The organism is Parabacteroides sp., from assembly GCF_977054455.1.
The window spans coordinates 26,196-49,800 of the sequence record NZ_CDRTCT010000017.1 but is presented as its reverse complement, the minus strand read 5'-3'; the positions used below and the strand labels follow the sequence as shown (position 1 = coordinate 49,800).

15 protein-coding genes are annotated in these 23,605 nt (G+C 45.6%); 14 read left to right on the top strand and 1 reads right to left on the bottom strand.

From position 1 onward, the window contains the following. Window positions 1–6 precede the first annotated feature (6 nt). The 5 genes from ACW6QF_RS10070 (at window position 7) to ACW6QF_RS10050 (ending at window position 7,855) form a co-directional block, all read left to right on the top strand. Complete coding sequence (locus ACW6QF_RS10070; protein WP_456087713.1) at window positions 7–1,863, top strand: 2-oxoacid:acceptor oxidoreductase subunit alpha; 1,857 nt, start codon at window positions 7–9, stop codon at window positions 1,861–1,863. 3 nt (window positions 1,864–1,866) lie between these two features. Next, window positions 1,867–2,883, top strand: a complete 1,017-nt coding sequence (locus ACW6QF_RS10065) for a 2-oxoacid:ferredoxin oxidoreductase subunit beta (RefSeq protein WP_298554022.1) — start codon at window positions 1,867–1,869, stop codon at window positions 2,881–2,883. Between the two features lie 464 nt (window positions 2,884–3,347). Further along, window positions 3,348–4,955 carry a phosphoenolpyruvate carboxykinase (ATP) gene (pckA, locus tag ACW6QF_RS10060; protein ID WP_298554030.1) on the top strand — a complete coding sequence of 536 codons (1,608 nt, stop codon included), beginning with the start codon at window positions 3,348–3,350 and terminating at the stop codon, window positions 4,953–4,955. A gap of 147 nt (window positions 4,956–5,102) precedes the next feature. Further along, window positions 5,103–6,209: a redoxin domain-containing protein gene (locus ACW6QF_RS10055; RefSeq protein WP_456087712.1), complete on the top strand. Its 1,107-nt coding sequence runs from the start codon at window positions 5,103–5,105 to the stop codon at window positions 6,207–6,209. Between the two features lie 107 nt (window positions 6,210–6,316). After that, a complete protein-coding gene (locus ACW6QF_RS10050; protein ID WP_456087711.1) occupies window positions 6,317–7,855 on the top strand; it encodes a YifB family Mg chelatase-like AAA ATPase in 1,539 nt (512 codons plus the stop codon). A 435-nt stretch (window positions 7,856–8,290) separates the two neighbouring features. On the opposite strand, the gene ACW6QF_RS10045 is transcribed toward ACW6QF_RS10050, so the two are convergent. Beyond that, window positions 8,291–9,142 carry an AraC family transcriptional regulator gene (locus ACW6QF_RS10045; protein ID WP_456087757.1) on the bottom strand — a complete coding sequence of 284 codons (852 nt, stop codon included), beginning with the start codon at window positions 9,140–9,142 and terminating at the stop codon, window positions 8,291–8,293. 322 nt (window positions 9,143–9,464) lie between these two features. Between ACW6QF_RS10045 and ACW6QF_RS10040 the strand changes: the two genes are divergently transcribed. The 9 genes from ACW6QF_RS10040 to ACW6QF_RS10000 all read left to right on the top strand — a co-directional run bounded on the left by ACW6QF_RS10040 (window position 9,465) and on the right by ACW6QF_RS10000 (window position 23,451). After that, complete coding sequence (locus tag ACW6QF_RS10040) at window positions 9,465–10,691, top strand: DUF4493 domain-containing protein (protein WP_456087710.1); 1,227 nt, start codon at window positions 9,465–9,467, stop codon at window positions 10,689–10,691. A 7-nt stretch (window positions 10,692–10,698) separates the two neighbouring features. Continuing rightward, window positions 10,699–11,472 carry a DUF4493 domain-containing protein gene (locus tag ACW6QF_RS10035; protein ID WP_456087709.1) on the top strand — a complete coding sequence of 258 codons (774 nt, stop codon included), beginning with the start codon at window positions 10,699–10,701 and terminating at the stop codon, window positions 11,470–11,472. 4 nt (window positions 11,473–11,476) lie between these two features. Continuing rightward, window positions 11,477–12,865 (top strand): DUF4493 domain-containing protein, encoded by a 1,389-nt coding sequence (locus ACW6QF_RS10030; protein WP_456087708.1) that lies wholly within the window; start codon window positions 11,477–11,479, stop codon window positions 12,863–12,865. An 8-nt stretch (window positions 12,866–12,873) separates the two neighbouring features. Beyond that, a complete protein-coding gene (locus ACW6QF_RS10025) occupies window positions 12,874–15,096 on the top strand; it encodes a DUF4493 domain-containing protein (RefSeq protein WP_456087707.1) in 2,223 nt (740 codons plus the stop codon). Continuing rightward, entirely contained in the window at window positions 15,097–15,837 is a 741-nt protein-coding gene (locus tag ACW6QF_RS10020; RefSeq protein WP_456087706.1) for a hypothetical protein, read from the top strand. 7 nt (window positions 15,838–15,844) lie between these two features. Then, window positions 15,845–17,500, top strand: coding sequence for a PCMD domain-containing protein (locus ACW6QF_RS10015; RefSeq protein ID WP_456087705.1), 1,656 nt, complete (start codon window positions 15,845–15,847; stop codon window positions 17,498–17,500). 125 nt (window positions 17,501–17,625) lie between these two features. Then, window positions 17,626–17,970, top strand: a complete 345-nt coding sequence (locus ACW6QF_RS10010) for a type II toxin-antitoxin system RelE/ParE family toxin (RefSeq protein ID WP_456087704.1) — start codon at window positions 17,626–17,628, stop codon at window positions 17,968–17,970. Window position 17,971: 1 nt separating this feature from the next. After that, complete coding sequence (locus ACW6QF_RS10005; RefSeq protein WP_456087703.1) at window positions 17,972–18,289, top strand: helix-turn-helix domain-containing protein; 318 nt, start codon at window positions 17,972–17,974, stop codon at window positions 18,287–18,289. Window positions 18,290–19,404: 1,115 nt separating this feature from the next. Beyond that, window positions 19,405–23,451 (top strand): InlB B-repeat-containing protein, encoded by a 4,047-nt coding sequence (locus ACW6QF_RS10000; protein ID WP_456087702.1) that lies wholly within the window; start codon window positions 19,405–19,407, stop codon window positions 23,449–23,451. The last annotated feature ends 154 nt before the right edge of the window (window positions 23,452–23,605 follow it).

Below are 23,605 nucleotides of genomic sequence, written 5' to 3'. Positions count from 1 at the left end.
TATATTATGGCAGAACAGACAAAAGTAACAACTCTGGAAAAGGTTGTCATCCGTTTTTCGGGAGACTCCGGTGACGGTATGCAGCTGACCGGGACAATCTTTTCCAATCTGTCGGCTATTTTTGGGAATGAGATCTCTACATTCCCCGATTATCCGGCAGAAGTGCGTGCTCCTCAAGGAACACTTAGTGGCGTATCAGGTTTCCAGGTTCATCTGGGGTCCCGTAAAATCTTTACTCCCGGTGATAAGGCGGACGTGTTGGTCGCAATGAACCCCGCTGCTTTGAAAGTGAATGTGAAAAACCTGAAATCCAATGCAATCGTCTTGATCGATACGGATTCGTTCCAGAAAAGCGATCTGGAGAAGGCGCAGTTTACGACTGACGATCCGTTCCAGGAACTCGGGCTCGGCGGCGTGCAGGTCGTGGCGGCTCCTATCTCGACAATGGTGAAAGACGGCCTGGCTGAATTCGGCTTGGACAACAAGTCGGCTCTCCGTTGTAAGAATATGTTCGCATTGGGGTTGGTCTGCTGGCTGTTCGAACGTCCGTTGGAAGAAGCGATGCACATGTTGCAGAACAAGTTCGCCAAAAAACCGGCTATCGCGCAGGCCAATATCAAGGCGCTGACGGACGGTTACAACTACGGGCACAATATCCATGCTTCGGTCTCCACTTACCGTATCGAGAGTAAGAAGGCCGCACCTGGTTTTTATACCGACGTGAACGGGAACAAGGCTACTTCCTACGGGTTGATCGCCGCTGCCGAAAAGGCCGGCTTGCAGCTGTTCCTCGGAAGCTACCCGATCACTCCGGCTACCGATATTTTGCATGAACTGTCGAAACATAAGGAACTTGGCGTCATCACTGTTCAGGCGGAAGATGAAATTGCCGGTATCTGTACTTCCATCGGCGCCAGCTTCGCCGGTTGCCTGGCGGCAACTTCCACTTCCGGACCCGGTCTGGCGTTGAAGAGCGAAGCGATCGGTCTGGCCGTGATCGCCGAACTGCCGCTGGTCGTTATCGACGTGCAGCGTGGCGGTCCTTCTACGGGTATGCCGACCAAGAGCGAGCAAACCGACCTGATGCAGGCGCTTTACGGACGTAACGGTGAAAGCCCGGCTGTCGTGATTGCCGCTTCGACTCCGACAGACTGCTTCGACGCCGCTTATTGGGCAGGAAAATTGGCGCTCGAACACATGACTCCGGTCATCCTGTTGACGGATGCCTTCATCGCCAACGGTTCTTCCGCATGGAAACTGCCGGACCTGGCTGAATATCCGGAAATCAAACCGAATTATGTCTCCAACTACGATGCGAGCGAAAAGGTATGGAAAGCCTACCGCCGTGACAAGGAAAGCCTGGTCCGCTATTGGTCTATTCCGGGAACCGAAGGCTTTGCCCATCGTTTGGGAGGTCTCGAAAAAGACTACGAGACAAGTGCTATCTCGACCGACCCGGTCAACCACCAGAAGATGGTTACCACCCGTCAGGCCAAGATCGACAAGATTGCCGATTACATCCCCGAACTGGAAGTGATCGGAGATCCCGATGCCGACCTGCTGATCGTCGGATGGGGCGGAACCTACGGACACCTCTACGAAGCAATGGAAACCATGCAGGAGCAGGGGAAGAAGGTCGCTCTGGCTCATTTCAAGTTCATCAGCCCGTTGCCTAAGAACACGGCTGAAGTGCTGGGCAAATACAAGAAGGTGGTCGTTGCCGAACAGAACAACGGACAGTTCGCCAACTACCTGCGTGGTAAAGTGGCCGGTTTCAATCCGTACCGTTTCAACCGCGTAAAGGGACAACCTTTTGTCGTAGCGAGATTAGTTGAGGAATTCACGAAAATATTGGAGGCTTAAAAGATGGCAACTGAAGAAGTAAAATTTCAACCGAAAGATTATAAGAGCGATCAGTATGTACGCTGGTGTCCGGGTTGTGGAGACCATGCCGTGTTGAACTGCTTGCACAAAGCAATGGCCGAAGTAGGAGTGGCTCCTCATAAGATGGCTGTTATCTCGGGTATCGGGTGTTCTTCCCGTTTACCTTATTATATGAACACATACGGTTTCCATACGATCCACGGTCGCGGTGCTGCTATCGCTACCGGCGTGAAGACGGCCCGTCCCGACCTGAGTGTCTGGTTGATTACCGGCGACGGCGACTGTCTGGCGATCGGCGGTAACCACTTTATCCATGCTGTCCGCCGTAACGTGGATCTGAATATCGTATTGTTCAACAACAAGATCTATGGTCTGACGAAGGGGCAGTATTCCCCGACTTCCGATCGTGGTTTCGTATCCAAGAGTTCTCCTTACGGGACGGTCGAAGATCCATTTATCCCGGCTGAACTGGCTCTGGGCGCCCGTGGCAACTTCTTTGCCCGCGTGATCGATGTGGATCTGAAGAACACGACCGAAGTGCTGGCTGCTTCCGCTCGCCACAAAGGCGCTTCCGTGACCGAGGTGCTGGTGAACTGCGTGATCTTCAACGACGGTATCCATAAAAAGATTGTCGACAAGGAATTTCGTGCCGACCGTACGATCTTCCTGCGCCACGGCGAAAAGATGCTGTTCGGCAAGGACAACGAAAAGGGTATCGTGTTGGAAGGTTTGAAACTGAAAGCTGTAACAATCGGACAGGATGGTTATACGTTGGATGATGTCCTGGTACACGACGCACATGAGAAGGATAACACCCTGCACATGATGCTTGCCATGATGAGCGGAGACATGCCGATCGCACTCGGTGTGATCCGTGATGTGGACGCTCCGACCTACGATGAAGCTGTCCACCAGCAGATCGAAGAAGTCCAGGCCAAGAACCCGATCCGCAAATTGCAGGATTATCTGATGAGCGGAGAAATCTGGGAAGTAAAATAAGGCAATACGCCTGTCTGTATAAGAAAGCTGTAAACCCTGAAAAAATAGACAAGGGTTTACAGCTTTTCTTGTTTATATTTATATCTTGTGTGGAACAAAAGGATATAGCAATGAAGACAACCGCCGAAATCATAGAAATCCTGAAGGGCTACAAGGCACGTTCCGCTGAAAAGTACGGAATCGAGACGTTGGGCCTTTCATGATGCTGTTTTTGGATAAAAGTACCTGATTTGCAAACTCTATGTTACAAAATGGTAGTGTTTGGTGTTAACAGCATGGAAAAGTATAATTATTACTGAAAAATTTCCTTAATTCAGTATGTTCTATGAAAATTTGTATTACTTTTGTACCGCGATTAACAAGGCGAGGGAACAGCAAGTGAAAATAGAGATGATTTGCCTTGTGTATTAACATCGAGTAGAGAGAAAAGTTATATAAAGTCAATCAATTAAATTTATTTCAAGATGGCTACATTAGATTTAAGCAAGTACGGAATTAAAGATGTGAAAGAAATCATTCACAATCCGTCTTACGATGTTCTGTTCGCAGAAGAAACAAAACCGGGTTTGGAAGGCTTTGAAAAAGGTCAGGTAACTGAACTGGGTGCTGTAAACGTGATGACCGGTGTTTACACAGGCCGTTCTCCTAAAGATAAATTTTTCGTAAAGAACGAAGCCAGCGAAGATTCAGTATGGTGGACTTCTGAAGAATATAAAAACGATAACAAGCCTTGTTCTGAAGAAGCTTGGGCTGATCTGAAAGCTAAAGCTGTAAAAGAATTGTCAGGCAAACGTCTGTTCGTTGTCGATACTTTCTGCGGCGCTAACGAAGCCACTCGCCTGAAAGTGCGTTTCATCATGGAAGTAGCATGGCAGGCACACTTCGTGACTAACATGTTCATCCGCCCGACAGCTGAAGAACTGGCTAATTACGGAGAACCTGATTTCGTTTCTTTCAACGCTGCCAAGGCTAAAGTTGAAAACTTCAAGGAATTGGGCCTGAACTCTGAAACTGCTACTGTTTTCAACCTGAAGACTAAAGAACAGGTGATCCTGAACACTTGGTACGGCGGTGAAATGAAGAAAGGTATCTTCTCTATCATGAACTATCTGAACCCGTTGCGTGGCATCGCTTCTATGCACTGCTCCGCTAACACGGATAAAGAAGGCAAGAGCTCTGCTATCTTCTTCGGTTTGTCCGGTACAGGTAAGACTACTTTGTCTACCGACCCGAAACGTCTGTTGATCGGTGATGACGAACACGGATGGGATAACGAAGGCGTATTCAACTACGAAGGCGGTTGCTATGCTAAGGTTATCAACCTGGACAAAGAAAGCGAACCGGATATCTACAACGCTATCAAACGCGACGCTCTTCTTGAAAACGTTACAGTTGCTGCTGACGGTACGATCGACTTCGCTGATAAGAGCGTAACGGAAAACACCCGTGTTTCTTATCCGATCTATCATATCGAAAACATCGTTAAACCGGTTTCCAAAGGCCCGCACGCAAAACAGGTTATCTTCCTGTCTGCCGATGCATTCGGCGTATTGCCTCCGGTATCTATCCTGAACCCGGAACAGACTCAGTATTACTTCCTGTCTGGTTTCACAGCTAAATTGGCCGGTACGGAACGTGGTATCACTGAACCGACTCCGACATTCTCCGCTTGCTTCGGTGCTGCTTTCTTGTCACTGCACCCGACAAAATACGGTGAAGAATTGGTTAAAAAGATGGAAATGACCGGTGCTAAGGCTTATTTGGTCAACACGGGTTGGAACGGTACCGGCAAACGTATCTCTATCAAAGATACAAGAGGTATCATCGATGCTATCCTGGACGGCTCTATCGACAAAGCTCCGACAAAAGTTATCCCGTACTTCGATTTCGTCGTACCGACAGAATTGCCGGGTGTTGATCCGAAGATCCTGGATCCGCGCGATACTTATGCTGATCCTGCACAGTGGGACGAAAAAGCAAAAGATCTGGCTGGCCGTTTCATCAAGAACTTCGCTAAGTTCACAGGCAACGAAGCCGGTAAGAAGCTGGTTGCTGCCGGTCCGAAATTGTAATAAAAGACGATTATAAAAAAGCGCAGACTTCGGTTCTGCGCTTTTTTTGTATATATACATTAATTTTAGCATAATTGTTAGGATGTTTTAAAATCTATTCCTATCTTTACCCCGAATTATCTGTTAATGTGGGATGTGAGGTATAACATGATTAGACGTTTATTACTGGTCGTAGGGATTATTGTGTCTTTGTCATCGTGTGGCGGAGATATTGCTTACCGGATAGAAGGCAAACTTACCAATCTGGAGGATCAGACCTTATATGCCGTTTTCGAGAATGATGAGATAAAAGTCGTAGATACGGTGACTTGCGAGAAGCCGGGCGAATTCTTGATCGAAAAGAAAGAGGGCGATTTTCGGGAAGTGACGCTTTTCTTTGCCGATAAAATGCATTGGGTTACGGCTTATCTGGAAAAGGGAGAGAAGGTGACGATCACCGGAGATGCTGATTATCCCGCTCTGTTGCGTGTCAAAGGAGGGCGGATCAATGACCGTCTTTCCGCGATAAAAAAAGAAATGGCTCCTTTGTTGAAGGAACAGGCCGACCTGATCCGCCAACTGAACAAGAAGAACCAGGAAAACGCCAACGGCTCGATAGAGGAAACGGATATGGCCTCGCGCCTGGCGAATGTGAACCATCTGTTGAACGAGGAGGCTGCCGCCGCCATTAAGAAATATCCGGACGAAGAAGCTTCCGTCGTATTGATACAACACTACTTTAACCATCCCGACGATACCCGGCGAATGGACGAACTGCTGGCGGTGCTGAGTCCGAAACTGAATGATTTCTATCTGGTACGAAAGCTACAGGAATATAGTACGCGGGCAAAAAGGACTGCTTTGGGGGCCGAGGCGCCCGGTTTCAATGTGAAGAACATTTACGGGACTCCTGTCAGCCTGGATTCTTTTCCTAAGAAATATTTGCTGCTTGCATTCACGGCTCCCTGGTGCGATATGTGCCAGACGGAAGACCTGTATTTGGATGAAGTGGCAATGAAATATCCGAAAGAGAAGGTGGACATGTTGCTGATCAGCTTGGATGACGACCAAGCCGAAGTACGGAAAGTGATTGCAAAGGATAGCATCGACTGGAATCTGGTTACCGATTCCGCCGGACAGGCAGCCATGTTGGTCGATCTGTATAATGTAAGTGCCTTGCCCCGTTGTTTCCTGATCGATGAAGAAGGAAAGATCATCTTGAAAACGGACAATGGGGTCGAGATAAAGCAGACGTTGGAAAAGCTGATGGAGTAGGAATTTCTGATTTCTGATTTATGCAATGTTGCTATCCCTAAATCATAAATCCGGCCTCATAAATCCAGACCCATAAATCATAAATTATAAATCATAAATCTTTAACTATGTTAGTCAAATCTTATGCTGCCGCCGTGCAGGGTATATCGGCAACGGTCGTTACGATCGAAGTGAATTGCACGAAAGGTATCCAGTTCTTTTTGGTAGGGTTGCCCGACGTGGCTGTCCGTGAAAGCCATGAGCGCATTATTTCCGCTCTTCAGGTAAGCGGTTACAAGTTCCCCCGTAACCGCATTGTGATCAATATGGCGCCTGCCGATATCCGGAAGGAAGGTTCGTCGTATGACTTGCCGCTTGCGATCGGTATCCTGGCGGCGGCCGAAGAGCTGGATGCCTCCCGGTTGAGTCATTACATGATGATGGGAGAACTCTCTTTGGACGGCAGCTTGAAGCCGGTAAAGGGAATCCTGCCGATCGCGGTCAAGGCGCGTGAAGAGGGATTCAAAGGTTTTATCGTTCCCAAGCAGAATGCCCGCGAGGCCGCTGTTGTCAACAACTTGGAAGTGTACGGTGTTTCGACCATCAAGGAGGTGATCGAGTTCATTGCGGGAAAGCGGGACCTGGAACCGACGGTTGTCAATACCCGTGAAGAGTTTTATGCCCGGCAGCTTCAGTTTGAAGCGGACTTCTCGGATGTGCGCGGACAGGAGAATGTGAAGCGTGCGATGGAAGTAGCCGCCGCCGGAAGCCACAACCTGATCCTGATCGGCCCGCCGGGGAGCGGCAAGTCGATGCTTGCGAAACGTCTTCCTTCCATCTTGCCGCCTTTTACCTTGCAGGAGTCGCTGGAGACCACCAAGATACATTCGGTCGCCGGCAAGATCGGGCTGGACACATCCCTGATGACGCAACGCCCGTTCCGCTCGCCCCATCACACGATCTCGAATGTGGCGATGGTCGGCGGAGGCGCTTTCCCGCAGCCGGGAGAGATCAGCCTGGCGCATAACGGAATCTTGTTTTTGGATGAATTGCCCGAATTTAACCGGAGCGTGCTCGAAGTCATGCGCCAACCTCTGGAAGACCGGACGATAACGGTTTCCCGTGCCCGTTTTTCAGTCGATTATCCGGCAAACTTCATGTTGGTTGCCTCGATGAATCCTTGTCCCTGCGGATATTATAACCATCCCGATCGTCCTTGCCTGTGTTCGCCGGGAGCAGTCCAGAAGTATATGAACCGCGTTTCCGGCCCTCTGCTCGACCGGATCGATATACAGGTGGAAGTCGTGCCGGTCCCTTTCGAGAAGATATCGGACGGCCGCCCTTCCGAATGTAGCGAAACGATACGCGAGCGCGTGATGAAAGCCCGCGCCATCCAGGAAAAACGCTTCGCCGGGCATGAGGGCATTTACAGCAATGCCCAGATGAACTCCAGGCTGCTTCATGAATATGCCGTGCCCGATGCCGCCGGCCTCTCTTTGCTGAAGGTCGCCATGCAGCGCCTCAATCTTTCCGCCCGCGCCTACGACCGCATCCTGAAAGTCTCCCGTACGATCGCCGACCTGGAAGCCTCTCCGAATATCGAAGCACGCCATCTGGCGGAAGCCATACAATACCGGAGCCTGGACAGGGAGACGTGGGGAACGTAAAAATAAACCGCGGGAATTTAATTAGATATCAAAATAATACCTATATTTCCTATGGGAAAAGAGTTGGGAAAGTGGCTGATGGATATCGCCAAGTATATGACGACAGCAAAATAGCTGTCGTCGTCATTTGAATCATGATAGTATAGAAATGGCAAGGGGAGTCTCCCTGCCCCAGGCTAGACTCCCCATTTCTACCAATTCATAATTAAAGTTTTGGTTTGCGTTCGTGTTTACAGCTCAAAGGCTTCGTGCCAAGAGTGTTTGCTCTAGCCATAAACCGTCGTTAGCCTTTCCTTGATGTCCCCATCGAAAGACATGGCAAAGGAAGGTATAAAAAAACACTTGTCCAATCTTTTATGCGGTTATTATTTGTTTTTTTATATGTTTGATAACATGCCGATAGTAGGTCTGGCTTATGTCTGTCCCTTTTTCCTTTTAACTGTTCCGGTATTCCAGCGGACTCATGCCTACGTGGCGTTTGAAGTACTTCCCGAAGAACGACATATTGGTGAAATTCAGTGAATAGGCGATGTCATGGATGCTGAGGTTCGTTGATTTCAGTTGCGCCTTGGCATCCATGATTACCATCGAGGTAATGATGTCAATGCAGGTTTTGCCGGTCGTCTGCCTGACGATTGTGCTGAGATGTGCCTGCGTTATGCCAAGCTTTTTGGCATACCACGCAACGTTTCGTTGCGTGGTATAGTTCTGCATAACCAGTCGGTTGAAGTTTTTGCTGGTCTGTTCGGATTTGGACAGATTGGAATTGTCTTTGATTTTATCTTTATATAAGGCGCTTACTCCCATGAGGATTCCAGAGAAAAGATGGTTCAAGAGGTTGGCGTTGTTCAGTATGCCATCGCAAAATTCGTATGTGTTGAGGAGCAACGAGAAATAGTCTTTCAACAACCCGGCAGGTTGTTTTTCCAATTCTACGACCGGGCTGTCCTTGACTGCATAATAGATGTCCATGGCAGAATAATTGATTTTCGCTTGTTCGATGAAACAAGACGAGAACCCCATGAAATAGATTTCCAAGTCTCCTTCTGCCTTGTGTATTTGCAAGATCGTGCCCGGCGGAAGCGTGATAAAACTTCCCGGCATCACTCGGTAGCGTGCCAGATTGATGGAGGCTTCCAGATCCCCCTGCAGGCACAGGACGAAAATTCCGGCTTTCAACCGACATGGATTGTTCGCATATAAGTTGAGCAATCCAATGTCGTTTTTCGAGAGCTGCCCGATGATCCAGTTTTCGGGAAGGTCTATTTTGGGTATGTTGTTTTCTATTTGCATGGTATGGTTGGAAAGGTTGGAGACAAAGATATTGATTTTTCTTGAATATGATGTTTGATCTGCAAAAAAAGATTGTGGTAAATATGATAAAATGGATATATTATCGTGGCTAAATACTTCTATATGTGGATAGATGGAGTTCTTGATCTAAAAAATAGGACAGGTAATAATATAAATAGACCTTGTCGGATTTGAAGAATAACTGTTCCTTTGCAAGGAATTTTTATCAGATAACAGTCTCTTTTCAATGAAAAAGAGTACAAGTAAGTATAGGGTGAAGAAAATAACGACTTTAACAGCTTTTATGTTAACTTGTTTGTTAACATTTTTTTCTTGTGATTCCGAACGTGTCGGAACGATAGGTTCCGGGAAATTGCAGCTTTCCTTGGCGGCTGATACGGTTTCGGTCAACAAAGGTGTCAGTAATGCCACCAAATCGGTTGGCTCGAACGAGTTCGACCGTTTCCTGATGATGGCCGACTATCGCATCTGTATCGGCCAAGTCTCCGACACAGTCCGCTCTTTCGACCGCTTTGACCAAATGCCTTCGGAAATCGAACTGCCGGAAGGTTATTATACTCTTGTCGCCTCCAAAGGCGACAACTTATCCGCTGCTTTCGAAAACCCTTATTTTGAAGGAAGCGCCGATTTTACGGTCAAATCCGGTATGAACACCCCTCTGGACGTCGTTTGCTCGTTGGGCAATGCGCGGGTGACGGTGGAATATACTTCCGTATTCCAGGAAGCATATGACGATTATGCCGTGCTGCTCAGCACTCCTTTCACCTCGGACGAGTTTGAGATTGCCAAGGAAGAATCACGCCCTGCCTATCTCCAAGTTGCGAAAGAAGGGACGGATATGACGGTCCGGATCCGGGTACGGAAAACGGGGGAAGAGCAATCGAGTACATATCTTGTCCCCAGTACGATCAAGCTGGGGCGGCGGCAGAATGTCCATTTGATATTCAAGACGGATGGCGGTGCTTTCAACGGAATCGGGTTGGATGTCATGTTGGACGATACATTGACTAACCATGATTACTCGATCAAGATTCCGGATTTCATGTGGGAAGAATTTACCAAGCCGGATTTGCATCCCGTTCACTTTAAGTCGGGTGATGTGGTTGAAGTACCCGTTGCGGAGGGTACCTCCGGCGATGGCATGACGGTCGGTTTCAAGATGCTTGCCGGGGTCGGTTCTTTGAAGATCAAGTATTGGAGAGACGATTTGTATGAGGAAGAAGCCGAGATCATAGACCTTGCTACGGATGAGGGTGTCAAGAAAGCGATAGAACAAAAGTTCTCTTGGCAATCCGGCGATAACCGGAATATCAATCTGAAAAACATAAAGAACGGACAGATTTTCTTGTGGGATGCCCTGAATAATCTGAAAGCACCGAGTCCGGAAGAAGGGGTTTCATTTTATTTATACCATTTCTCCATTAAGGGGCATAATGCGAATGAAAAGCCGAAAGAAACGGATGAGGTTACTTTTGACGTGAAAGTGTTTTTGCCTACGCAAGAAAATACAAATAAGGAATAATAGAAGAATGAAAAAGCATATACTATCTATTTTAGGATCGTTCGCTTTGCTCTGCATGGCGGGGTGTGGTGGGAACGAAGCAGATGATCTGGTTGTTTTTCCGAACAATACGGGTGGCTTGAATGTGGCTGCCGGTATGTCTACCGAACAGGTGATACCGGTGATCACGCGGTCGGCCGATTTCAGTGGTGTTTCGGCGGATGATTTCTATATAAAGATATTGAATGACAAAGGAGAGGTTGCCAAAGAGTTTGCATCGTTGACAGCCATGCGCAACGAAGGGCTGCCTGTCATTCTGCCGACCGGCGACTACACGGCGTTTGCCTCTTCGTTCAAGCCTGACGGGGTAAAGGTTTCCAAGAATCCTTATTTTGAAGTGGAGGGCGGAGGCCATCCGTTTGTGATAGAGGAGAAGCGGATTACGCAGGTGACGTTGAAGTGTGCCTATAAAAGCTTGGGCGTAGAGTTGGATTTGTCCGAACAGTTTCAGAAGTTGCTGGAAACGGAGTCTGAAAACTATGATTATACGGTGAACGTATCGAACGGCGATGCCTCGTATGAATTCTCGAAAGACGAAATGAAGCCTGCCTATTTCCTGAAAGGCTGTGAAGAACTGGTCGTGAGAGTGACCATGACTATGGGGGGCGACAAATATCCGGAGCGTGTCTGGCGGATCACGAACAATGGGAATGCGCCTAAGACGGGCGAGTATTATATCATCCGTCTGGATGCCGGTGACCAGCCGGAGACTGTATCTTTAAGAAGTGCATTAATGGAATAGGAGAATGAGTATGGTAAAACCGATTACATATTGGGCGTTGTGCTGCCTGCTGTTTTTCGTCTCGTGCGAGATGAAAAAGGATTTGTTCGGCAAGGGACAAGGAAATGAAGAAGAGGGTGTGCCGGAGAATGTCGGCCTGCTGGATCTTCATGTAGTAGCAGAACGGGAAGCAGCCGTGCCCGGAACGAAAGGGGAGACGGAGAATGAGGATATATATTTGGCTACGGACGATTTCTGTGTCTCGATACTCGACAGCGTGGGGCAGGTGGTGAAGAGCTACGATTCGTATGCGGCATTGAAGGCGGATGGCGAATTGTTGTTGCCTGCCGGTAAATATACGGTACGGGCTTTTAGCGGCGACGATCCGGATGCCGGTTTCGATGCTCCTTATTATGAAGGGGATACGACCTGCGTGATTTCTGCCAAAGAGGTGGTGAAGATCGAGACGAATTGTCGTTTGTCGAATAAAAAGGTACAGTTCGACCTTTCTGACCGTTTCTTCGACCGTTTCAGAAGTGATTATACGATCGTGGTGGACAACGGGACGGGGGTGCTGACGATTTCATCGGATGAGTTGCGTTCCGCCTATTTCCGGAATACCGGGACGTTGCGTTTTACGATCTATACGACAACCTATAAGGGGGAATCCTATACCTATTCGTGCGACTTGTCGAAAGACGAACAGATTAAGGAACATAACAATTTGTATATCAAACTGGACGCCATCGATGCCCGGCCGGATGAACCGTCGGATCCCGGCAATCCCGACAACCCGGGACCGGACGAACCTTCGGAACCGAGCGAGCCGGGATCGGATGAACCGGGTGAACCTGAAGATCCGGAACATCCTTTTGCCGCCCCGACCATCAAAGTGGATGTGTCGCTGGTTGAAAAGAACTATGTCATAGAAGTGCCTTCCGATTTCGTGGAAGTGGATAAGCCGGATAAACCAGATAAACCGAGTACGCCGGGGGAAAATGAGCCGGGAGAGGAACCTTCCAAAACTGAACCAGAGATAACAGGTACGATTGATGGAAAGGCTTTCGATGTGCATACACCTCAGACAATTACTGAAAAAACAGAAAGTATTATTGTTTATTTGTATTTGCCTGCGGGATTGGATGCTTTGACTGCAAATATTACGATTAGTGGAGTTATAGAAGGTTTGTCAGTAGATTTATTAGATGCATCTTCTTTAGGGGGAATTAATGATCTGCTTGTCAATCTGGAAAAAGACAAATTGGTTGTGCCCAGTAGAGGAGAGAAGGGCAAACTGAAATTTGATATTTCTTCTTTCTCGGATTTGTTTGGTAGCAGTAATACTTTTAATATATATATAAAGGATAAAAACGGAAAAGAAGATAAAGCAAAAATTGTCTTGAATAAAAAATAAATATGGGAATGAAGTCATTAACTGATGCTATAAAATATATTGCAATTTGCCTGTTGGTTGGATTGTTAGGATCTTGTGCAGAAGATAAGAATAGTTTATGTCCGACCGGAATCCTTTATCTGAATGTAGAAGAAGATGCGACTTTACATACCAAGGCGCAAACGGGAGTTACTTTTGAGTCGCTTCGGGTAGATGTGTTGGATATGAATCGGGATACGGTTAATACATATAAAGATTATCTTTCGGATGTAAAAGACCAGCGGATAACGCTTCCTGTGGGAAAATATATTGTTGCCGTTACTTCGAATCATACCGGTGAGGCTGGCTGGGAAACCCCTTTGTATCGAGGAGAAGAAGAAGTTGAAGTCAAACAAGGAGAGATCACCAGTGCACAAGTGGTTTGTAAGATAACCAATACGAAAGTGTCGGTATTGTATTCCGAGAATATGAAAAACTATTTTTCTCATTATGGTACTACTGTAAGCAACTCTTCCGGTTCTTTGACATTTACCCGTGATGAGTATCGTTCCGGTTATTTTACACCGGAAGAGCTGACTGTTTCATTGAAGTTGGTAAACCGGGATGGTAACGAGTTTGTGATTCGAAAGATATATCCGGATATTAATCCCCAGTATCATTATATATTTAACATCGCTATAGCTAATCCGGGTGGAGGAGATCAGGAAGCTGGTGCTGATTTTGATGTGACGATTGATGAGGAGCATGACGAAATAACGTGTGATATTTTTATACGGAAAGAGGATTTGTTTGGTGTGGGAATAACCTCTTTTTCTTTGAGTGATAATTTTACAAATGGAGTATTCTCTTTTCGGGAAAATTCTGAAACAATGCCGCAAATAGGGATTACTTATAAAGTTGGTACGAAAACCAAATTTTCAAAAGTGTTGGTTGAAACGACTTCACTTGTATTTGTAGAGGCCGGTTTGAGCAAGTTTGATTTGATGAATCCGCAAAGTGCAACTTCAGCACAGGCATTAGGACTTGGTAATCCTCCGACACCGGAGTTAGGGGAAAGTGCTGAGTTTGTAGATTGTATCTGGAATTTGTCCGGATTGTTATCACATTTGAAGGCTGTAAATGACAAACCGACAGAGCATCTTTTCAAGGTGCTTTTCGTAGATGACCGTAACCAGGAAAAAGAAGCATCGTTTACGGTTAAGATCATGCCGGATGTAGCAGCAGCTGTCGAAGACCCCATTTGTTGGACGACTTTTGCCGTATTGCGGGGGATTACTGTTGATGAGACTGCTTATTTCCAATTGACATCATCTGATGGCTTAAATATTGATATTAAAGATGTAAAGCGTACGGATGAAGGGAATGTATCGGCGTTGGTTACAGGGTTGAAGCCGGATGTTACTTATTCGTATAAATTGGCTTCAGAACAGGATCCGGCAATGGTATGTGGAGCTGTGGAGTTCAAGGTTGAGGCGGCTTCGGTGGTTCCGAATTTGGGTTTTGAAGACTGGAACACAGACCCAGGGTATAATAGACCGGGTGGAGTTAATAAGGAAGGAAGAGAATATTGGGAATCTGGCAACAAGGGTGCAAAGATGGGAAGTAAAATATTACTTCAAAAAACAGATGATTGTAAAGAAGGAAGTGCAGCAGCGAAGTTAACTTCACAGTTTGCTGGTTCTGATTTGTTAAAACTTGGTGCATTTTCTGCAGGTAGTATATTTTCTGGAATTGTAGTAGAGGCGGGAACAAGTGGAGCAACATTACAATATGGACAACAATATATCGGTTTTCCAACTCTTTTTAAAGGCTGGTATAAGTATTTACCTGGTAATATTGATTATATAAGTAATGAAAAGAAAGCAGGTGGTTCCGATGTCGGTATAATATATATTGTATTAACAACGGAAACTCAGATAGTAAAGTCTCCATTACAAGGTACTCCGGTTCGTTTTGATCCAAAAGCATCAAGTGTCTTTGCCTATGGTGAAAAGATAATAACGGAAAATGTGGACACATATACGGAATTTTCTATACCATTGACATATTATAAAGGGAAGATGCCATCTCCCGAAACCCCTATATACATTATCATCATGGCTTCTTCAAGTAAAGATGGCGATGTGTTTACCGGTTCGACGAGCAGTGTCATGTATGTTGACGAATTTAGTTTGTCTTACGATTATAATCAAGAATGTTTGAAAGAAACGGAATACAAAGATATTCCCGTAAATCCAGTTAATAACGAATAAATGAAAAAACATCTTTTTTTCCTGTTCCTATCCGTCCTTTGTTTTTCTTTGCCCGTCCAGGCAAAGAAAAACAAGTACGACCGTGGGATTGTCATGAAGACCTTTATCCCGAAAGGACAGTGGATGGTAGGGACAACGTTCTCATACTCCGAGCATGTGGACGAAAACTTCGAGTTTCTTTCCGTGCTAAAGGATATAACGAGCGATGGATATACATTCAAGGTGACGCCATTGGTCAGCTATTTCATACGTGACAATATCAGTTTGGGAGCACGTTTTGCTTACGGGCGTACCGTGACGAACCTGAATAACCTGTCTTTGGAGTTGGGCGATGATTTGAGCTTTGACGTCAGCGACTACGAAAGTACTTCCAATACGTTTACGACTGCGGTCTTTTTGCGCACTTATCTGAATTTGGGCGATAGCAAACGGTTCGGGTTGTTCAACGAAGCAAGGGTGTCGTATGGCTATTCCGAAAGTAACGGAAGTTCCGGAACGGGAGTCGACTTCTCCGGCTTATACCAGCTGAAACATAACCTGAATATCGGTGTCGCACCCGGTATCACGGTATTCGTCAATGATTTTGCAGCCGTGGAAGCCTCTATCAACGTGGCAGGGCTTAATTTTAACTGGTACGATCAGACGCGTGATCAGGTATATAAAGGCAAACGTACTTCCAGTTCGGCGAATTTCAAGATCAACCTGCTGTCGGTAGATCTCGGCATAGTCTTTTATCTGTAACTGATTTATGAAGAAAGGAAAGAATTTCATACTACTATCGGTTGTTCTTGTTCTTTTGGCAGGATGCGTGAAGAACGATTTGCCTTATCCTACAATCGTGGGGGAAATCAATGAGTTTGCCTTGCATGGGCAGACTCAGATGAAGATAGATAAAGGAGCGGCTACGATTGCTGTCAAGGTTGCGGACAGTCTGGACCTGGCCAATCTTAAAATCGAGAAAATGATTGTGACAGACGGCATGACGATTATCCCCGATGAAGAGGCGTGCCTCGACTTTGCGCATTTCCCGGATACGGGCTTTGTCCATGCGGACAGCTTGCCGCCTACTGCCGATACGCGCATGAACTTTAAGAAGCCTGTCTCGTTTACCCTTCGCCTATATCAGGATTATCCGTGGAAAGTGACGGTAGAGCATGATATCCAACAACGAGTAACGGTGAAAAACCAGTTGGGCAGTGCGTTGATCGATAAGAATACGCACAATGTAATTGTATATGTAGACTCGCTTTTGCAACCTTCTTTGCACAATATTGAGATTGAAACGTTGAGTTTGGGCGGTTCGACGGCAACGGTCATGCCCGACCCGCAATCGGTGACCGACTTTACACGTCCCCGTACCTTCCTGTTTACTGCTTTCGGCGAGACGAAAGAGTGGACGGTCAGTATTGCCTATCCGCCCGCAGGGATGTCTTTTACTACGGTGTCGGCTTTTGCCAAACGTGCGTGCGTCACAGGAAATACACGGACAGGCATGGTCTCTGCCCGCTATCGTGTCAAGCCCGAAGCGGTGACGAAGGCCGATACGGACGAAGGTTGGTTGGAAGTACTTTCGAGCGAGATAGATATCGACGAATCGGGTAATTTCACGTTGGTGTTTACCCATCTGCAACCGGGCAAAGTCTATGAATACGAATTGACCGTCGACGGCGTCAAAGAAGAGGTGAAGACATTCGAGACGGAGCCTGTCGAGTTGATTCCGAACCTTTCGTTGGATGATTGGTATAAAGACGGGAAAAGCTGGTATGCCAATCTGGACCTGGAGCCGGACAACTATTTTTGGGATTCCGGTAACAAAGGTTCCAACGCAGTAGGCGAGGCGAATCCGACTTCACCGGAAACGAGCGATGTGGTTCGTGGCAAGGCGGCGCGTCTGGAAAGCAAGACGGTAGCGGGTGTCTTCGCTGCCGGTAGCCTTTATACGGGAACATTCGGCAAGGTAGAGGGATTGAGCGGTGCTTCTTTGAACTTCGGCCGTCCTTATACGGGCCGTCCGTCGGCATTGAGAGGATATTATAAGTATAACTCCGGTGTGATCGACAAGGCGAAAGCACCTTATCAGGATTTGGCGGGACGGCGTGACTCCTGTCATATCTATATGGCGTTGTTTTCAGACTGGACGGCTCCTTTCCCGGTCAATACCAATACGGGAACGTTTGTCGATCTGACCTGGAACAATGAAAACCTTGTTGCTTTCGGGCAACTCATACAGGGCGAAACGGTAAAGGATTATACCCAGTTCCGTATTGACCTGGAATATCGCGACCTGACAACAAAACCGACATATATTCTGATCGTAGCCTCCGCCAGCAAGTATGGCGATTACTTCACGGGAAGCACGAGCAGCGTATTGCTGTTGGATGAGTTGGAGTTGGTGTTTGAGTAATTGGCAATTGGGTGAGCTCTTTGAAATGATTGGATTTGGAATATAGGCAGATTCTGAAATAAAAATGGCTTAGGATGTTTCCTTAATAGGAACTTTTGTTATCTTTGTCGCATAAACTTGCGACTATGGAAACAAAAGCGAAATTCAAAGTAATCTATATGGATGAGGCTGTCAGATTTTTGGAATCTTTGGACGAAAAAGTTAGAACTAAGATTGCTTATAATATAGAAAAAGCAATGTTGGTGGTTGATAAGGCTTTGTTCAAAAAGATGGGTAGTTCTGATATTTGGGAATTTAGAACCTTGTATAATGGAATGTCATATCGTCTATTCGCATTTTGGGATACAGATAAAGAGACATTGGTTGTTGCGACGCATGGTTTAATCAAGAAGACTCAAAGGACGCCGTTTAAAGAAATTTTGAAAGCAGAAGAATTGAGAAAACTATATTTTGGCTTAAAAAAGAAATGATATGGAACAGATGAAACTTTATACGCATGAGGAAATGCTGGATCGAGTAATCGGTGTCCGTGGTACTTCGGAACGGGAAAAATATGAAGATGATATTAACAATTTCCTAATCGGTGAAGCCATTAAGCGAACCCGTGAATCCAAGAATCTCACTCAAGAGCAATTGGGTGAATTGATGGGTGTCAAGAGAGCGCAAATATCCAAAATAGAAAGTGGAAAAAGCGTCAATTTCTCAACGATTGTCCGGGCTTTCCGGGCGATGGGTGTAAAATCGGCAAATCTCGACTTAGGCTCATTGGGCAAGGTGGCTCTTTGGTAAAGATAAGATAATTAGTTCTTTTGAGCCATCATCATAGATGACTCTTTGTGTAGAGTTGAAGCCTTTTTGGACACTATCCGAATCATGAAAGAGGAGTTACCTGCCTATTCTTAAATCCAAGATTTTTAAATAAACAATCTGCTTATCGAGTAAGCTCAAATCTACTCGATAAGTAGTGGGTATGTCTGCTTACTAAGCAGGCGTGTGTTTACTTATTAAGTAGACGAGGGTTTACTTAGTAAGTAGTTTTTGCACTGCTTGCCGACAGGATAAAGGACTGTCTGACAAGTAGAATGGAAATAGGTTGAATTCAGTTTAAAAATTAAATATACCCGAAAACGTGGAAGATGGGGAAACGGGTTCGGGGAGAAAGGACAAACGATATGACCATGAATAGAGTAATCAATTGGTGGATAAAAGGTGTACTGCTGGCTGGGATGATGATGGTGGCTGGGGTGGCTGAGGCTGTAGATGTAAGTTTGGCTGAAGGGTTAGCAAATGCAAAAGATTTTAAAGGTAAAGCTAATTGTAGTGGAAATAAGGTGACGTTGACTGGAAATGTGGAGTTGTCGGAGACGATTACGATAACGGGTGGGGATATTGTGTTGGATTTGAATGGAAAAACAATACAAAATTCTAATAAAAAAAATGGGATAATTCTTTTTCAAGTTTCAAAAGGTATTTTTAGTGTTCAAGATTCGGGAAAAAATGGTAAAATTTTAGTTTCTTATACGAGCTCTTTTTTTGATACAAAACATGTACAAATGATAGGAGTTTCGTTAATAGGTGGAACATTTAATTTATATAATGGTGGAATAGAGTCTATATGTGAACGCTGGGAAGCTATAGGCGTGCACGTTTCCGGAGGAACTTTTAATATGTTTGGTGGTGAAATAAATGCTACGGCAAAAGTAAATGTGACTAATGAATATTGGGGATATGGTTTAAGTATTGAAAACGGAAATGTTCAATTAAAAAACGGAAAGATTATGGGCACGAATGAAAGTGGATTATATAAAGATAAAGCAAAAGCTATAAAATCATCTAAGCCATTAATGAATATCTTAGTTAAAGGTTATGGAATATATAAAGAAAATGATAAGGATCCTTTATCTATGGATGCAACCGAAGCTGCCAATGGTACTGTCGAAATCAAACCAATCGACTATCCGATTTTATATCAAGAATTGAACGGAGGCAGTAAAATACAAGGTGGGAATTATCCTTCAAAATATAATGTTGAGACTCCTACTTTCCGTATTGATACCTTGGCTAAAGAGCATTATACATTTGCTGGTTGGCGATATGGAAGTGGAGGTAAAATTGTGAAAGATTTGTGTATTGAACAGGGAACTACTGATACGTTAAAGTTTACAGCTCTTTTTACTCCCATTGAATACCCAATTGTTTATGAGCGAAATGGTGGTTTTGAGAAACCAGATAATGAGAATCCAAAGACGTATAATGTTGAAACCAAAACCGGTGAATTAGGAGAAGCTGGACGTCATTATTATAAATTTGGCGGATGGTATAAAGATCAGGGATTAACTCAATGGTTTCCAGGGTTTGAAGGACGATTCTATGAAAATCCTTTCTATCTCTATGCTAAATGGATCCCTATTGAATATCCGGTGACTTTTTATAATGGAACAGGTGAAGATGCTGTGCAATATACCAAATTTGGTACGTTCAATCGCTCGGAAGAGAAAGGAATAGATGAATTACCTGTGCCTATCGAAGATGACCGAATATTTAAAGGTTGGATTGAAGAAGGAAATACTTCTATCCTAACGAATGTAGAAAAAGGACATGAATCTGTTGAGCTATATGCTACTTGGAATTTGGTTAATTTTGTTGTTCAATACGATCTTGATGGAGGGACTTTTGGTACGGGAGTTCAATCTGTGGATCGATATACAGCAGAAACCACAAAGGATGTGCGTTGGAAAACAGGGGTAGATGTGATGAAGTCCGGATTTGTGTTTAAGGGTTGGCATTTGGGTTCTGCTACAGGAACGGTAATTAGCCAGTTCCCTTTAAACAGACACTTGGAACCGGCAACTACTTCTTCTGATGGCTTGGAAGTGACATTTACGCTTTATGCGGAATGGGAAGAAAAAGTATATGATATTTTGTTTATGCCTAATGGAGGAGAACCTATTGATTGTGATGCTTATAAATTGGCAAACGGAGTTTCGGAAGCTGATATGCCTGTCGCAAAAAGAAAGGGTTATGAATTTTTAGGATGGTATGAAAAGAATGATCCGGAAGGAAAAAATAAGGTGGAATCTATTCCTGCAGGAGGAACAGATAGGATCACTCTTGTCGCGCATTGGAAAGTGATAGATTATAATATTACGTATGAAAACAATGGTGGAACGTTGGACAAACCGATAAGCACATACACAGTGGAAGATGTCATTGTGTTGCCGACTCCCAAGAAAGAACACTATACATTTGCCGGATGGTACACTCGCAAAGAAGGTGGCGAAAAGCTGATTGCCAATAAGATTAGTTTGGCAACAGGAGATACGACCGTTTATGCCAGATGGACACCGAATGTTTATCACGTAACTTATGAAACGAATGGCGGAACGGTTATTGCCGGAAGTTTTCCATATACATACGGTGAAACGATTAAAATCAGTAAACGTACTTATAAAAAGAACTATGATTTTTCCGGTTGGTATATGGAAGAGACTTTGAAAACGCCTTTTGATGAAAAGAACAAATATGGCGGCGACCTCACCCTATACGCCAAATGGGGACCGAAGCGCTACAAGATCCATTACGATATGTTTCACGGGGAAGAATTGCCTGATGATACCTATACGACAGAAGAATCCAAACAGTTGCCTATGAATGCAGTTCGTCCAGGATTTACGTTTGCCGGTTGGTACGAAGACGATATGTTGACAAAGGGACCTGTAACGAAGATTGACAAAGGAAGTTCGGGCGACAAGACATTCTATGCCACTTGGAAACCAGGCTATTCGATTCGCTTTACCCAGCCGGAGAACGGAAAGATAGAGGTAAAACGGAGAGGAGACCTGTTAGTTTCGGGCGACAAGGTCGGGGAAGGTGTGGAGATCACGATCACGGCTACGCCTACGGATGCAAAGTATGGTTTGAAGGCTTTGTCGATCGGAGGAAAGACATACACCACCAGCCCCCAAATCATCAAAATGCCAGCCAACGACTTGTATATCTCCGCCATCTTTGAAGATGCGCGTGCGGTAGCTTCCGCGCCGGAGATCATCACGGATCCGGAAAACACCGACAATATGCTTATGGGAACAACCGTGAGAGTCACCCTCAAAAAGACGGATGAAAACACGACACTCTATTATTCGATCAGTGACGGGCCGAAACGACTTTACGAAAAGCCTTTCGAGTTGAGTAGTGAAACGGCAAAACTTCTTACCTTAAAAGCTTATGCAGTCAAAGAAGGATATAAAGACGGAGTAAGCGTGCGAGATATGGGATTCGGGGTGCAGAAAATATCGATTACCTTTGATTTGCCTGACGGCATTACGGCTGTCAACCCATTGGGTGGGGATGTAGTTTCGGCGATTGCCTCCGGTACCGCCTTCGAATTTTCCCTGCAAGTGGACAAAAACTATTTTCAGTCGTTGGATTCGATGACCGTATTGGCAAATGATTCCATATTGACGGCAAATGCCGACGGTATTTACCGAGTGGACGGTCCGTCAAAAGATGTGACCGTTACAGTAAAGGGATTGGAAAGTATCGCTTATGAAGTCACGTTGAAACAAAGCAAAGGAGGTCATATTTATTATACCGAAGATGGCAGCGATGGGATCCTTACGTTGCCTTGTAACAAACGGATTTCAGTGACGGCTGTACCTGATTTGAATTATAGGTTTGGGAAATGGAGTAACGGAAGTCAAGAAAATCCCTACACATTTACTGTATCGAGTGATACGACATTGGAGGCGACTTTCGTGCCGGATGACAAATATTTTACGATTACGCTGCCTGTGTTGGAAGGAGTGACGGTCAAACCGTTGTCTAATTATTCGACCGAAGTGTTGCAAGGTGGGAAATTCCATTTCTATTTGCGTTTTGCCGATGGGTATCGTGCCGAAAATCTGGTTGTCAAGGCAAACGGCGTAGTGTTGGCTGCGAATGAAGAAGGGGTGTATAGCCTTTATCGGATTGTCAAGAACTATTCCATCTCGGTGGAAGGGATCGTGCAGGATGGGGTGAAATTGAAATTGGCAGAGCATGTTTCCGCTGTGGACATTGCGACTGCAACGGATGCCATGAAAGCGAAGCTCTATCCGGAATCGCTGATTTCTTTATTGGCAACGGCTCCGGATGGACAATATTTTTACAAATGGAATGACGGGAATAGCGACAACCCGCGTATCGTGACGGTTCGTGAGGCTTCCGGATTGTTGCCTTTGTTCCAACCGAGTTCCGGAGAGGGAGAATACGCCAAGATCCACCTTCCCAACGTTGTCGGTGCAGGTGTCGGCGTGCAGGTGGATATACATACGATCGAGGTAGGCGGCAAGATGCCGTTCAAAGTTGTGCTTCTGCCCGGATACAGCCAAAGCGAGGTGAAGGTCACGGCCAACGGCAAATTGTTGGAGGAAGGACTGTCCATGCGTGCCGCCGGCAAGAGCCGTACGTTGGTCTATTCGCTTGCCGATGTGGAAAAAGAGGTGAAAATCGAGATCGGCGGCTTGAAACTCGATACTTATAATGTCGGCGTGGAGCAGTCGGAAGGAGGACGGGTGTCTGTCAGTCCGTCAGGACGGATCGAATGTGGCAAGCAGTTGGTATTCACGGCTATGCCGGATGCCGGGAACATGTTCGTCAAGTGGAGCGATGGGAATACGCTGAACCCGTATCCTCTCTCGGTGGATGGCGACATGAATTTGAAAGCAGTGTTTATGCGCAGCGACATGGCGGTGGCGAATGAGGGGATTGCACTGTCGGTTACACGTATATATGCCCGTTCCGGTAAACTGTATGTGGAAACGAAGGCGTCCGGCCTATCTATCTGGAATATGGATGGGGTGTTGATAAAGAGGACTTTCGTTTCGGATGGTTGTTCTGTACATCCGTTGCCTGCCGGTCTGTATATCGTCAAAGTGGGAGAGGGAGAACCTGTAAAAATCAGGATTCGGTAATCGTAAGTAAGGTCCGGTTGTGTTGATTGTTTGGAAAAGATTATGTGATTTCTGAAAGAAAGAACATGTAATCGGATAAATAGACCTTGTGAGGATTTTAGAGTTGTTGTTATTTTGCAACGATTTTAAGGGTAGGGTATTTAAGAATTTATTA

Coding starts and splice junctions, on each gene's coding strand:
- ACW6QF_RS10070 (WP_456087713.1), top strand. CDS start 7: ATGGCAGAACAGACAAAAGTAACAACTCTGGAAAAGGTTGTCATCCGT.
- ACW6QF_RS10065 (WP_298554022.1), top strand. CDS start 1,867: ATGGCAACTGAAGAAGTAAAATTTCAACCGAAAGATTATAAGAGCGAT.
- pckA (WP_298554030.1), top strand. CDS start 3,348: ATGGCTACATTAGATTTAAGCAAGTACGGAATTAAAGATGTGAAAGAA.
- ACW6QF_RS10055 (WP_456087712.1), top strand. CDS start 5,103: ATGATTAGACGTTTATTACTGGTCGTAGGGATTATTGTGTCTTTGTCA.
- ACW6QF_RS10050 (WP_456087711.1), top strand. CDS start 6,317: ATGTTAGTCAAATCTTATGCTGCCGCCGTGCAGGGTATATCGGCAACG.
- ACW6QF_RS10035 (WP_456087709.1), top strand. CDS start 10,699: ATGAAAAAGCATATACTATCTATTTTAGGATCGTTCGCTTTGCTCTGC.
- ACW6QF_RS10030 (WP_456087708.1), top strand. CDS start 11,477: ATGAGTATGGTAAAACCGATTACATATTGGGCGTTGTGCTGCCTGCTG.
- ACW6QF_RS10025 (WP_456087707.1), top strand. CDS start 12,874: ATGAAGTCATTAACTGATGCTATAAAATATATTGCAATTTGCCTGTTG.
- ACW6QF_RS10020 (WP_456087706.1), top strand. CDS start 15,097: ATGAAAAAACATCTTTTTTTCCTGTTCCTATCCGTCCTTTGTTTTTCT.
- ACW6QF_RS10015 (WP_456087705.1), top strand. CDS start 15,845: ATGAAGAAAGGAAAGAATTTCATACTACTATCGGTTGTTCTTGTTCTT.
- ACW6QF_RS10010 (WP_456087704.1), top strand. CDS start 17,626: ATGGAAACAAAAGCGAAATTCAAAGTAATCTATATGGATGAGGCTGTC.
- ACW6QF_RS10005 (WP_456087703.1), top strand. CDS start 17,972: ATGGAACAGATGAAACTTTATACGCATGAGGAAATGCTGGATCGAGTA.
- ACW6QF_RS10000 (WP_456087702.1), top strand. CDS start 19,405: ATGGATGCAACCGAAGCTGCCAATGGTACTGTCGAAATCAAACCAATC.